The organism is Novosphingobium sp., assembly GCF_027486195.1.
In the GTDB taxonomy this organism is placed as follows: Bacteria; Pseudomonadota; Alphaproteobacteria; order Sphingomonadales; family Sphingomonadaceae; genus Novosphingobium.
Genome location: NZ_JAIXPP010000125.1, coordinates 18,431 through 30,701, shown reverse-complemented (window position 1 = coordinate 30,701; position 12,271 = coordinate 18,431). Strand labels below are relative to the sequence as shown.

The 12,271-nt window shown below is 65.1% G+C and carries 14 protein-coding genes and 1 riboswitch; of the genes, 1 reads left to right on the top strand and 13 read right to left on the bottom strand.

Annotation, left to right across the window (positions count from 1 at the left end):
• From Q0071_RS21450 to metA, 13 genes are all read right to left on the bottom strand, one after another.
• On the bottom strand, positions 1-173 hold a 173-nt coding region (locus Q0071_RS21450), incomplete at its 3' end, for a P-II family nitrogen regulator (protein ID WP_298174480.1).
• 190 nt (positions 174-363) lie between these two features.
• The gene (locus Q0071_RS21445) at positions 364-921 is read right to left on the bottom strand and encodes a pyridoxamine 5'-phosphate oxidase family protein (protein ID WP_298174471.1); all 558 of its coding nucleotides are present in this window, start codon (positions 919-921) and stop codon (positions 364-366) included.
• The gene (locus Q0071_RS21440) at positions 921-1,790 is read right to left on the bottom strand and encodes an alpha/beta hydrolase (RefSeq protein WP_298174469.1); all 870 of its coding nucleotides are present in this window, start codon (positions 1,788-1,790) and stop codon (positions 921-923) included. The genes Q0071_RS21445 and Q0071_RS21440 overlap by 1 nt, the downstream gene beginning before the upstream one ends.
• A gap of 55 nt (positions 1,791-1,845) precedes the next feature.
• A complete protein-coding gene (locus tag Q0071_RS21435) occupies positions 1,846-2,694 on the bottom strand; it encodes an NAD(P)-dependent oxidoreductase (RefSeq protein ID WP_298174467.1) in 849 nt (282 codons plus the stop codon).
• 4 nt (positions 2,695-2,698) lie between these two features.
• Positions 2,699-4,228, bottom strand: a complete 1,530-nt coding sequence (locus tag Q0071_RS21430) for a peptide chain release factor 3 (RefSeq protein WP_298174465.1) — start codon at positions 4,226-4,228, stop codon at positions 2,699-2,701.
• 38 nt (positions 4,229-4,266) lie between these two features.
• A complete protein-coding gene (locus tag Q0071_RS21425; protein ID WP_298174463.1) occupies positions 4,267-4,659 on the bottom strand; it encodes a hypothetical protein in 393 nt (130 codons plus the stop codon).
• 9 nt (positions 4,660-4,668) lie between these two features.
• A complete protein-coding gene (locus Q0071_RS21420; protein WP_298174462.1) occupies positions 4,669-5,550 on the bottom strand; it encodes an aldose 1-epimerase family protein in 882 nt (293 codons plus the stop codon).
• 23 nt (positions 5,551-5,573) lie between these two features.
• The gene (gene pheT, locus Q0071_RS21415) at positions 5,574-7,973 is read right to left on the bottom strand and encodes a phenylalanine--tRNA ligase subunit beta (RefSeq protein ID WP_298174460.1); all 2,400 of its coding nucleotides are present in this window, start codon (positions 7,971-7,973) and stop codon (positions 5,574-5,576) included.
• Positions 7,970-9,058 carry a phenylalanine--tRNA ligase subunit alpha gene (gene pheS, locus Q0071_RS21410; RefSeq protein WP_298174458.1) on the bottom strand — a complete coding sequence of 363 codons (1,089 nt, stop codon included), beginning with the start codon at positions 9,056-9,058 and terminating at the stop codon, positions 7,970-7,972. The genes pheT and pheS overlap by 4 nt, the downstream gene beginning before the upstream one ends.
• A gap of 46 nt (positions 9,059-9,104) precedes the next feature.
• On the bottom strand, positions 9,105-9,935 hold the full coding sequence (locus tag Q0071_RS21405; RefSeq protein WP_298174457.1) for a helix-turn-helix domain-containing protein: 831 nt from the start codon (positions 9,933-9,935) through the stop codon (positions 9,105-9,107).
• Positions 9,936-10,171: 236 nt separating this feature from the next.
• On the bottom strand, positions 10,172-10,531 hold the full coding sequence (gene rplT / locus Q0071_RS21400; RefSeq protein ID WP_054122467.1) for a 50S ribosomal protein L20: 360 nt from the start codon (positions 10,529-10,531) through the stop codon (positions 10,172-10,174).
• Positions 10,532-10,544: 13 nt separating this feature from the next.
• On the bottom strand, positions 10,545-10,748 hold the full coding sequence (rpmI, locus tag Q0071_RS21395) for a 50S ribosomal protein L35 (protein ID WP_054122496.1): 204 nt from the start codon (positions 10,746-10,748) through the stop codon (positions 10,545-10,547).
• Positions 10,749-10,901: 153 nt separating this feature from the next.
• Positions 10,902-11,807 carry a homoserine O-succinyltransferase gene (metA, locus tag Q0071_RS21390; protein ID WP_298174453.1) on the bottom strand — a complete coding sequence of 302 codons (906 nt, stop codon included), beginning with the start codon at positions 11,805-11,807 and terminating at the stop codon, positions 10,902-10,904.
• 43 nt (positions 11,808-11,850) lie between these two features.
• Positions 11,851-11,965, bottom strand: a riboswitch (SAM-I-IV-variant riboswitch).
• Positions 11,966-12,092: 127 nt separating this feature from the next.
• On the opposite strand from metA, the gene Q0071_RS21385 reads away from it, so the two are divergent.
• Positions 12,093-12,269 (top strand): (2Fe-2S)-binding protein, encoded by a 177-nt coding sequence (locus tag Q0071_RS21385; protein ID WP_298174477.1) that lies wholly within the window; start codon positions 12,093-12,095, stop codon positions 12,267-12,269.
• Positions 12,270-12,271 lie beyond the last annotated feature (2 nt).

Sequence of the window (12,271 nt, the reverse complement as noted above, 5' to 3'; positions counted from 1 at the left end):
TTTGGCAGCATGTTGGTGGTGTATTCGGCGCCGCGGTAGATCTCGGTCTGGCCCTTCTGACGGCCGAAACCCTTCACTTCCGACACCGTCATCCCGGCAACGCCCAGCCCGGAGAGCGCCTCGCGCACTTCGTCGAGCTTGAACGGCTTGATGATGGCGATGATGAATTTCATTCATGCCCCCTTTGCGGCCTTCTCGCCGGGCGACCCGCCGGCTGACTAGGCTTCGCAAACACCGTGCCAAATGCGCGGAACGCTGGAATCAGGGGGTTTCTCTTCGCGACTACGGAAAACTACGCAGTCGGCACGCTCGAATCTTGTGCAGATTCCAGGATCTGCCCAAAAAATGGGCAGACGCCATGCCTCAATTCCCGCGGAAGAAGCGGTCCGTGGGCGTGGTCAGGAGGCCGTCAATGCTGGTTCTGCGGCCCGAGGTCTTGGCCATCCATGCCGCCTCGTCGGCCTGGGCGTGGTACTTGACCAATGTGTGCCGCTCGGTCTCAAGCGTCATGACCGGGACACCCCAACCGCAACTGGTCTGCACGGTGTCGACTGCGATGTCGAAAATCTGGCGGGTGCCGGACAGGATGGTGAAGTGGGCCGCAAGTTCTTCCCACTCCGGATCCTGCGGCAGGACCGGGCGGCCGGTGCCGTAGAGGCGCAGGATCAGCGGAGGCTGGCCGAAGTTGCACATCATGATCGTGATCCGGCCATCGGCCACCAGATGCGCATGAGTCTCATTGCCCGAGCCAGCCAGATCGAGATAGGCGACCCGGTTGGGCCCAAGCACGCGGAAACTGTCATACCCCTTGGGCGAGAGGTTGATCCGCGCGTCCACCGCCGCCGTTGCCACGAAGAAAACGCTCTGCGCGCCCATCATCGCCTCGTGCTGAGGCAGGATGCGGTCGGTGAAATCGGCCATCAGAGGAAATCGCGCAAGGTCGCGATGAAACGGTCGAACTGATCGTGGTGGAGCCAATGCCCGGCGTTCTCGAACTCGATCACCTTGCCATCGCGGAAGTGCTTGATGCGGCCATCGCGCTCCGGATTGCCCGCCCACGAATCCGCGCCGTTGAGCAGCAGGGTCGGGCAGGTGATCGCCTCCCACAGCTCGTGCTTGCGCTCGGTGGAGATGTCGTAGGGGTGATCGATGTGGACGTAGGGGTCGAACTTCCAGGTGAAAGTCCCGTCCTCGTTACGGTTGATCCCGTGGATCGTGAGGTGGCGAGCCTGCACGTCGGTGAGGTAGGGATTCTCCGACTTCATGCGCGCATAGGCGTCTTCAAGCGTCGCGTAGCGACGCGGCAAGCGGCCGGCGGCCTTGCGCTTTTCGGCGATATAGTCACGCACGCGGCGAGCGAAGGGCACGTCCTTCATGCGCAGTTCCCAGTCGGGCGTGGGGAAAATGCCCTCGATCGCGACGAGCTTGGCCACGTCCTCGGGGAAAAGGCCCGCATAGCGCAGCGCGACATTGGCGCCCCATGAATGCGAGACGATGGTGACCGGGGCCAGGCCGAGCTGGTGCACCAGTTGCGCGACGTCGTAGACCATGTCCATCGTGCGATAATTGCCGTCGGACGCCCACTCGCTGTCACCATGGCCGCGGTGATCGAGCGCGATGACATGCCAATCGTCCCGCAGGGCCTCAGCCGTCCAGTCCCAGCTGCGGCAATGGTCGCGCCCCCCGTGGATGAGGAGGAGCGGCGGCTTCTCCGCATTGCCCCAATCAACATAGTGAAGGCGCAGGCGCTGCGAGATGAAGGTGTTCGAGGTGGGGCCGAGCAGTGTCATAGGATGTCTCTGCCGCAGGTGCGAACAGGCCGCAAGTGCGGTTGTAACGCGCAGGCTAGACGCGCTGTCGCCACGAAACACGCGGCACGTACCCGATCAGCTCGCCCGCGCGGGCCGAGGAGAGCAACGAAGCCTCGCCCGCAAGGCTCTCGGCCAGCGGCACGGCGGGGAAGTGCTCCGCCATCAGATCGCGCGAGGGACGGCCCATCAGATTGTCTGCAGCGGCGATGATCATCGCCTCATGGCCGGTGATCTGCGCCTCCAGCGCGCAGCGGCAGGCCTCGGCGGCGTCCTGCACGTCGATATAGCTCCACAGGTTCCACTTGCGGCTTGCCGGATCGGCCTGGATCTGTGGCAGCAACGCGTAATCCTCAGCCACATAGACGTTGGAGAAGCGCAGCGAGACCACGGCAAGGCCGGCATGCCAGCGGGCGAACTCGTCGGCCATGGTTTCCCCCAACCGCTTGCCGAGCGCGTAGGACCAGTTGGGAAGCAGCGGGTGCGTCTCGTCGATGGGCGCGAACAGCGGCGGCTCCGCAAAGGGCAGGCCAAGGATCGTCTCGCTGGAGGCCCAGACCACGCGGCCAATGCCGAGGCGCGCGGCGGCCGAGAACACGTTGTAGGTGCCCATAACGTTGATGCGGAAGGCCGCCTCGTCGGTCGTCGCGCCCGGCTTGGGGATGCCGGCAAGGTGGAGCACGGCATCGAAGCGGCGGGCTGCCGTATCAACCCCGGACAGCGCGCCCATGACCGCGCCGAAATCCGCGCAATCGAGCCGTACCGTATCATCTCCGTAGACCGAACTGACGATATCGAAGCCGGTGACGCGGTGCCCTGCTGCCCTGAGCGCCGCAACCGCAACCTTGCCGAGTTTGCCGCTGCTGCCTGTGACCGCGATGCGCATGGCTTTACCGCTCCTTGGTGGCGCTGAAGGTCAGCTCCGGATTGCGTTCCTGCTGGTAGCCGACATCCCACGCCGAGCGCGCCATGAATACGGGATCGCCGTCGCGGTCCTTGGCGAGATTCGAAAGGTTGAAATCGGCAAAGTTGCGCAAGGCAGCATCGCTACCTTTGATCCAGCGCGCGGTGTCGAATGGTGAGGGTTCGAGCACGGCCTCGACCTTGTATTCCGCTTCGAGCCGCGAAATCAGCACGTCGAGCTGCAATTGGCCGACCACGCCGACGATCGATTGCGCACCGATCTCCGGGTAGAACACCTGGATCACGCCTTCCTCTGAAAGGTCGTCTAGCGCCTTCCTCAGCTGCTTGGTCTTGGTCGGGTCCTTCAACTGGACTCGGCGAAGGATTTCCGGCGCGAAATTGGGCAGGCCGGTGAAGCGGACGGTGTTCTTTTCAGACAGCGTATCGCCCACGCGCAAGGTGCCGTGGTTGGGGATGCCGATGATGTCCCCCGCCTCGGCAGTATCGGCAATCTCGCGGTCCTGCGCGAAGAACAGGATCGGCGAATGGACGGCGATCGGCTTGCCCAGCCCTGATGGCGTGAGCTTCATGCCGCGCTTGAAGGTGCCCGAGACCATGCGCATGAACGCGATGCGGTCGCGGTGCATCGGGTCCATGTTGGCCTGAACCTTGAACACGAAGCCGGTCACTTCGGGGTGATCGGTCTGGATTGTGCCGCTGTCCGACGGCTGCGGACGCGGCGGCGGGGCATAGCGGGCGATGGCATCGATCATTTCGGCGACCCCGAAATTCTTGAGCGCAGAGCCGAAATAGACCGGGGTCAGGTCGCCGTTGCGGTAGGCGGTGAGATCGAATTCGGGGTAACCGACCTGCGCGAGTTCGATTTCCTCGGCGATCTCGGCAGGGATGGCACCATCGACGAGCGGATCGCGCTTGCCGAGGAATTCGCGGCTGTCGCCTTCGGGGCGGGCGATCGTGTTTGTGGCGAAATCGAGCACGCCTTCGAAAATCCCGCCCATGCCGATGGGCCACGACATCGGGCAGACATCGAGCGCCAGCGCATCGGCGACCTCATCAAGCGTTTCGAACACCGGGCGGCCTTCGCGGTCGACCTTGTTGACGAAGGTGATGATCGGCACCGAACGCAGGCGGCAGACCTCGAACAGCTTGCGCGTCTGCGGCTCGATGCCCTTGGCCGCGTCGATCACCATGATCGCGGAATCGACGGCAGTGAGCGTGCGGTAGGTGTCTTCCGAAAAGTCTTCGTGGCCCGGGGTATCGAGCAAGTTGAAGACGACGCCGTCTTTCTGGAAGGTCATGACCGAAGACGTGACCGAGATGCCGCGCTGCTGCTCGATCTTCATCCAGTCAGACCGCGCACGCCGCGCCTGCCCGCGCGCCTTGACCTCACCGGCCAGGTGGATAGCGCCGCCCTGGAGGAGCAGCTTCTCGGTCAGCGTGGTCTTGCCCGCGTCAGGGTGCGAGATGATGGCAAAGGTGCGGCGATTGGAACTCATGGCGCGCGCCTAGCCTAGGGGCGCGGCGGTGTCACGCCTCAGCCGCGCAGAGCGAGCACCAGCAAGACCGGCCAGATCACCACGATCGCGGCGAAGGTTCCGGCCACGCCCCACGGCACCGGCGCCCCGGCACGGATCGCGGGCCAGACGAAGAGCGCAAGCCACAGTGTCTTGTAGAAGATCTGCACCAGCAGCAGCGGCGCGAAAAAGGCGGGGGCGAAGAGGCCGCAAATGGAGGCCGCAAGGATCGCCGACCACAGGCTGAGCACCAGCACGCGCAGGCCGGCGCTTTCCGTCACGGCGCCCTGAAACACTGTGGCAGCGGCGGTGGGCGCGATCATGCCCCAGCAGACCGGGACAAGGATCAGGATATTCGCCGCGAAGGCAACACGCAGGATATCTGGGTTGGAGAAAATGACGGCGCTCGACATGCCTGAAGATTAGGCAGGACGGATGGTCACATCCATTCGGAAGTTGCAGCTTGCCCCTTGAGGCAGGACCATCACACCGGGTTTGTCACCGAATTCTCCAGCATAGCCCACCGGATCGGAATGGCCCTGCCACGGCTCGATGCAGATGTAGCGCGCGCCGGGGACCTGCCAGATGCCGAGCATCGGGCTATCCGGGAAGGCGATGTCGAGCCAAGTGCCGCCATCGGCTCCATAAGACAGGCGGCGGCTGGCGAGTTCGGTCCAGATCAGCGCATCGTGGCGGAAGAGTTTGGGATCGAGCGGGAGTTCGCGGCCCTGCACCGGGCTGGGCACGCCATCGGGGCGGAGCAGGCCGCTTGCTTGGTCGAGTTGGCGGATAGGCTGCGGTTCATCCGCCTCGAACACCACGCGGTGGGCGGCCTTGTCGGCACCGCCGGGAAGCGGCCAGGCGAAGGCCGGGTGGTAGCCGAAGCTGAAGGGCAGCGGGGCATCGCCGGTGTTGTGGACCGTCGCCATCATCGCCAGCGTCATGTCGGAGAGCGTGAAGGCCATCTCGAGCGCGAAGGCGAAGGGATAGCTGGCCCGGGTCTCGGCGCTGTCTTCCAGCCGGAACACCACGCGATCCGCCAACTGCTCAGTCAAAGCAAATGCACTGCGGCGGGCGAAGCCGTGTTTGGGCATCCGGAATGCCTGCCCTTCGTGGCGCAGCGTGTCATCAGCGAGCGCGCCGACGATGGGAAACAGCAGCGGCGCGCGGCCCGACCAGAAGGCCGGGTCCGCATCGGTCATGTACTCGCGGCCCGCAGCATCGGTCAGCGAGGAAAGCTCCGCGCCGAACGGGTTGATCCGCGCGGTGAGGCCTTCGCTGGCAAGGACAACAAGATCGATCATCGGCCCCCGGCTGGCAGGTGTTTTCAGGCGCGCAGCACGCCGCCGAGCTTCGCTCCGGCTGCCACGATCTTGTCGGTGATCGCTTTCAGTGCCGCCTCGTCGTAGCTCTTCTCGACCGGCTGCAAAGTGACTTCGACGGCCAGCGACTTGTGACCTTCCGGCACGCCGGCCCCACGGAAATCATCGAACACCCGCGCGGCGACCACGTTGGCCTTGTCCGCCCCGCGCACGGCACGCAGCAGATCGCCGGCGGGGAGTGCGGCGGGCACGAGGAACGCGTAATCGCGCGTGACGGCCTGCAGCGCGGGCGGCGCGAAGTGCGGGCGCGCGAAGCTGCCGGGGCCCTTGCGCGCGGGGATCGCACCGAGGAACAGTTCGACCACAGCAACCGGACCGGCCAGATCGAAGGCCTTGGCGGTGGTGGGATGCAGCAGACCGAAGCGCGCGAGCACGGTCTTGGGCCCGAGGCGCAAGGTGGCGGACTGGCCGGGGTGGAACTGGCTGCCTGCCTCACCCATCACCTGCAGGTTATCGACCGGGGCGCCAGCTTCGGCGAGGAGCGCGAGCGCCTCGGCCTTGGCGTCGAAGGCATCGAAGGCCTTGGCCTTCCCTGTCGCCCAGCCGCGCGGTGCAGCTTCGCCCGCGAACACGACGGCGAGGCTGGGCTGCTCGTTGCTCGCGCCGCCTTCCCCGCGCAGATAGCGACGACCGATCTCGAACAGACGGACCGAAGTGGCACCGCGATCAAGATTGCGCCGCGCTGCCGAAAGCAGGCCCGGCAGCAGCGAGGGGCGCATGGTCTTGAGGTCTTCGGAGATCGGATTGGCCAGCGTCCAGAGATCGCCATCCGCAAAGTGCGCGGCCTCGCTCGTGGGGAGAAACGACCAGGTCACTGCCTCGTTCAGGCCACGTGCGGCGGCGGCACGCCGGATGCGGCGCTCCTGCATCTGCGCGGGCGTGGCGGTAGGCTTGGCCACGCCGTCCGCGCGCGGCAGCGGGGTGGAGGGCACGGCATCGAGGCCATGCACTCGGATCACTTCCTCGACGATGTCGGGCGCGCCGTCGACGTCCGGGCGCCAGGTCGGCACCGTCACATCCCAGTGCCTGGCCAAGTCTTCGAAAACTTCGAAACCAAGCGCGGCAAGGATGCGCTTCTGCTCGCCATTGGCGACATCGATCCCGCCAAGATTGCCGGCGAGCGCCGGATCATAGCCGATGCTCTTGCGCGCAAGCGGGGGCTGACCGGCGCGGATAACCTCGCTGGGCTCGCCGCCGCAGATCTCGAGGATCAGGCTGGTGAGCAGGTCCAGGCCAGTATCGAGGAAGGCGGGATCGACCCCGCGCTCAAAGCGGCCGCGCGCGTCCGATGTGAGCGCCAGCGCCTGCCCGGTGCGGGCGATATTGGCGGGGGTGAAGTAGGCGACTTCGAGGAGGACGTCAGTCGTGTCGTCAGAACAGCCCGAATGTTCGCCGCCCATGATCCCGGCGATATCGTGGACGCCGGCTTCATCGGCGATCACGGTCATCCATGGTTCGAGCGCATATTCCTTGCCGTTGAGGGCGAGGCAGGTCTCCCCTTCGCGGGCCTTGCGAGCGCAGACGGCGCCGGAGAGCTTGGCGAGGTCATAGGCATGCGCGGGGCGGCCATAGCCGAGCATCACGTAGTTGGTGATATCGACCAGCGCCGAAATCGGGCGCTGGCCCGCGCTCTTGAGGCGGTCCTGCAACCACTGCGGGCTGAGTCCGTTCTTCACGCCGCGAATGACGCGGCCGTAGAAAGCGGGGCAGCCTTCGGGGTCTTCGGTGCGGACTTCCACCGGGCACGGGAAGCTGCCGGTGATCGGCGCGACGTCGATCGGCTTGAGCACGCCAAGGCCCGCCGCCGCGAGATCGCGCGCGATGCCGTGGACGCCCATGCAGTCCGGACGGTTGGGCGTGATCGCCACATCGAACACCGGGTCGGAGCCGAGATAATCGGCGAAGCTGGTGCCGATGGGCGCATCGGCGGACAGCTCGATGATGCCATCGTGCTCTTCGCCAAGGCCAAGCTCGCGCGTCGAGCACATCATGCCGTTGGATTCGACGCCGCGGATGGCGGACTTGCGAAGCTCCATGCCGTTGGCCGGAACCACTGCGCCGGGAACGCCGAGAACGCCGACGAGGCCCGCGCGCGCATTCGGCGCTCCGCAGACAACCTGCAGCGGGTTGCCATCACCCAGATCGACCGAGAGGACCTGCAGCTTGTCTGCCTGCGGGTGCCGTTCCGCCGTCAGCACGCGGGCGACGCGGAACTTCTTGAGCGCGGCGGAGGCATCCTCGACGCCTTCGATCTCGAGGCCGAGCGAGGTCAGCTTCTCGGCAATGGTGCGGGCATCGGCCTTGGTATCGAGCAGGGCCTGGAGCCATGAGAGAGCAAACTTCATGCGCGCACTCCCACACCGCCGGAAAGGGTCGGCACATCGAGCGCACCGAAGCCGTAGTTCGCGAGCCAGCGCACGTCGCCATCGAAGAAGGCGCGCAGGTCGTCCATGCCATATTTGAGCATGGCGAGCCGATCGACGCCGGTACCGAAGGCAAAGCCCTGCCATTCATCGGGATCGAGCCCGCCGAATTCGATCACCTTGCGGTTGACCATGCCGGAACCGAGCACTTCCATCCAGCCGCCGTTCGCCGCATCGCCGCTGCCGCCGACCACGCGCTTGCCATTGATCAGGGTGTAGCCGACGTCGACTTCGACCGAAGGCTCAGTGAAAGGGAAGTAGCTGGGGCGCAGGCGCAGGACGATATCTTCGCGTTCGAAGAAGGCCTTGAGGAAGGTTTCCAGCGTCCACTTGAGGTGGCCGAGGTGGATCCCCTTGTCGATCACGAGGCCCTCGATCTGATGGAACATCGGGGTGTGCGTGGCGTCGCTGTCTGACCGGTAGACGCGGCCCGGTGCGATCACGCGCAAGGGTGCGCCCTGGCTCAGCATCGAGCGGATCTGGACCGGCGACGTATGCGTGCGGAGCAGCATAGAGCGGCCTTCTGCATCCTTGTCCGGGAAGTAGAACGTATCGTGCATCGCACGCGCCGGGTGCGTTTCGGGCATGTTGAGCGCGGTGAAGTTGTGCCAGTCGTCCTCGATCTCCGGACCCGTCGCCACGGCGAAGCCCATGTCGGCGAAAATCTCGGCCAGTTCGTCCATGACCTGGCTGACCGGGTGGACACTGCCGCGCGGGGCCGCCGGTGCGGGGAGCGAAAGGTCGGCAGTCTCCGCCGCAAGCTTTGCCTCAAGCGCGGCGCTTTCCAGCGCGTTGCGGCGTTCACCGAGCGCGGCGGTGACGGCCTCGCGCGCGGCGTGGATTCGCGGCCCGGTGCTGGTGCGTTCCTCGGGGCTCATGCCGCCCAGCGACTTGAGCAGGGTCGAGACCCAGCCCTGCTTGCCAAGCGCGCTTACGCGCAGCGCCTCGACGGCTTCGATCGTGTCTGCCGCAGCGATCGCGGCGAGTGTAGGTTCAAGCTGTTCCATCGCGCCCGCCGCTAGCGCCAAACGGCGCGGAATCCAAGGCGCGCGTTCAGTCCCTTGAGGGATCGTGCAATGCCTGCACCGGTGCCCCGGCGGCCACCATGCGTGCGCGCATGACCCCGGCGAGCACCGGATGGGGCAGCGCGGCGTAAGCGCTAGGGCTCATCCCCATGAAGTGGTGGAACTCGCGCACGAACTGCGCCTGATCGTGATAGTGCGAATCGATGGCACCGATCCACTTCAGCGAGGGATCGAGCATGTACTGCGAGAGGCTGCGCATGAAGCGCTGGCGGCGCAGCAGCAAGCTGGGCGGAAAACCGAAGTGACGGCGGCAGACGCGCTCCAGCGTGTGCGTGGGCAAACTGGTCCGCTGCGCCATGTCCGCCACGCTGCCGACGTCGGGATCGACAAGTGCATGATGAACGGTCCGAATGCGCGCTTCCTCGGGCAGAGGACGGGCTGCGAGGCTTTCGAAGTGGCGGGTGATGCGCTCGAGCTCAGCAGCTTCATCAGGCTCAGGCCCGAACAGCGTATCCACGAGGGGACGCAGCGGCGCGAACGCCGGTTCCGCCGCCGAATCGCAGAGGCGATCGGCATAGGCATTTGCCGGGGCGGCAACGAACTTGGCCCAGCCGAGGGGCAGCAGGCCGATCCCCCAGATGCGCGAGGTCCCTGTAGTGAAGCGCACCGCAGTGCTGGTTGGCCCGGTGACAATGCCGGTGACGCCGCCGAACGGGGCGGCCCCGCGGATCTGCGAAACAGGCAGGGCACCGCTGATGATGCGCAGGTTGGCCCATTCGGGGTGGAGATGATCGGTAACCTGGCCTTCGGCGCCAACAACGATTTCGGTGATGTAGAAGGTCGTGAAATAGGGGCGCATGGCCGCGGGCGGCTGATGGAATCGTACCCTGACGGCACATGGACCGTTCACTATTGCGCCCCTCGTTATTATCCCTGTTGGTAGGATCATAACGCCTATGGGCCACAACGGGAACAGTCCAAAATGGCAAAAAGGGCACCGGTCCCAAGACCGGTGCCCCCTTGCATTTCAGCCAGATTCAGAAATCAATAACCGCCAAACGCACCAGATTGGAACGTCGGGCCGTTACATTCCGATCAGTTCGCCAAAGCCTGCTTTGCCTGCGCGATGATCGCCGTGAAGACAGCGCCTTCATTCATCGCGAGATCAGCCATGGCCTTGCGATCGAGTTCGATCCCGGCAAGCTTGGTGCCGTGGATGAACTGCGAGTAGGTCAGGCCTTCGGCGCGGACAGCGGCGTTGATGCGCTGGATCCACAGACCGCGGAACTCCCGCTTCTTCACCTTGCGGTCGCGGTACGCGTACTGGCCGGCCTTTTCGACGGCCTGACGGGCAACGCGGATGGTGTTCTTGCGGCGGCCCCGATAGCCCTTGGCCTGTTCGAGAATGCGCTTGTGCTTGGCGCGGGTGGTAACACCCCGTTTGATACGGCTCATGGTCTAACGCTCCTCAGTTCAGCCCGTAGGGCGCCCACTTCTTGATCACCTTCGCATCGGCGTCGGAGATCACGTCCATCCCGCGGTTCTGGCGGATGTACTTGGCGTTGTGGCTGATCAGGCGGTGGCGCTTGCCGGCGACGCCGTGCTTAACCTTGCCGGAGGCGGTGATCTTGAAGCGCTTCTTCACACCGCTCTTGGTCTTGAGCTTGGGCATTTTCGTCTCCTTGATAAGGGTGCGTCCGACCCGCCGTGGCAGCCCTGCATGGCCAGGCAAGTCATCGAATCCGCACCCGATGAAGTGGGCGCGCTTAGTGGTGCAAGGCGCAAAAGGCAAGCGATTGCGCGTTCGGGGGACCGAATGGCCGAGTCAGCCGCCAATCTCCTCCCGGTCGAACGGGGTCGTCTGGTAGGTCTCGTTGATCCAGTTGCCGAACAGCAGGTGGCCGTGGCCGCGCCAGGTGTTGGACGGTGCGGCGGCGGGATCATCGCCCGGAAAGTAGTGCAACGGCAGGCTGCGCCCTTCATCCCGCGCATATTCGCCCGCAAGTGTCAGCGTATCGTATTCGAGGTGGTTGAGCATGTGGACCGCGTTGTTCGCCGGATCGCTGACAAGGCAAAGGCCGGTCTCCGGGCTGTCGGCCAGCACTGTGAGCCCGCGCCCGGCGGGAAGATCCGCACCGTGCAGCTCGCTCCAGCGCGAGACGGGGACATCGAACCGATCAGGCAGCCCGCGCATGAGCGGATTCGCCGGCGCACGGTTGAGGTGACTGAACACCCCGGTCGCCTTCTGGGTCAGCGCATGCTTGGGCACGCCGTGGAAGTGGTGCAAGGCGGCCATGGCGCCCCAGCACAGTGTCAGCGTGCGGTGAACATTGTGCCGCGACCAATCGAGGATGCGGCACATCTCGTCCCAATAGGTCACCTCCTCGAATTCGATCTGCTCGACCGGAGCGCCGGTGATGATGAGGCCATCGAACTTCTCGGTGCGGAGATCTTCCCAGGGCCGGTAGAACGAGGTGATGTGCCCTGCCGAGGTGTTCTTGCTGACGTGATCTGAAATACGCACGAGATCGAGTTCGATCTGCAGCGGCGTTGCGCCGAGCAGGCGGGCAATCTGGGTCTCGGTGGTGATCTTGTCGGGCATGAGGTTGAGCAAAGCGACGCGCAGGGGACGAATGTCCTGCCGCGCGGCCTCGGTCTCGCTCATGACGATAACGCCCTCGGCCTCCAGCGTGCGGCGGGCGGGCAGATTGTCGGCGATGCGGATCGGCACGTGTCGTAACCCTTCGAACTTCGCGGGAAACGACGCCTGCAGCCTTGTTCCGTTTGGTTGCCGGACCGGCCACATCCCTTCGCTAGCGAAGGCGCCACCTTGCCCGGAAACCGGCAGGTTGGCGTCGGGGCGTCATTCCCCAACTCTTGATGCGGGGCGAGACATAGGGCGACTGCCCTTGAAATGCAACGCCCCGCCGCAGCCGGACAAACGCGCAGATCCCACTTGCTATTGCAAATGCCTCGCATTACGTATTGCGCGACACAGCGTGAGGATTCGCTCCCGATGTATATCTGCATCTGCAATGCCATCCGCGAAAAAGACCTGCGCCGCGCCGCCTGCGAGCAAGGCGGCGATGCCGAATCGCTCTATGCCAAGCTTGGCTTTGCCCCGCAGTGCCGCCAGTGCCTGGAAGATGCCGAGCAGATCGTCGCTGAAGCGCGGTCCTGCGTTGCGGCCTGACT